Consider the following 326-nt stretch of genomic DNA (forward strand, 5'->3'; position numbering starts at 1 on the left):
CACATTTCTGTCATTTCCTCGTCATAGCTTAGCGGCTACCCGCGTAGTTGAAATTTGTAGAGACGCAATGTTGCTTCGCCTTGATTCTTTACTTGCAATTTTAACACTATTACCCATTCATGCTAATGCCAAAACCGTTACCGTATCAGGTTCCACATCCGTCAGTCATATACTCGAAGTGTTAGCTGAACACTATGAGCAGCAACATTCCGATACTTCCATTGCAGTGCAAGGGACTGGCTCATCTGCGGGTATTTCGGCAGTCAAACAAGATGCTGCTGAGCTCGGAATGAGCTCGCGATTTCTGAAAGAGGACGAAATTCGCC

The 326-nt window shown here is 45.7% G+C and carries 1 protein-coding gene; it reads left to right on the plus strand.

Features of this window, described 5'->3' with window-relative positions; all coding sequences use genetic code 11:
• Nucleotides 1–67: 67 nt before the first annotated feature.
• Nucleotides 68–326 (plus strand): substrate-binding domain-containing protein (locus ACYP03_RS25165; protein WP_459782549.1); only part of this gene is annotated, 259 nt, incomplete at its 3' end.

The organism is Photobacterium sp. R1 (assembly GCF_054600795.1).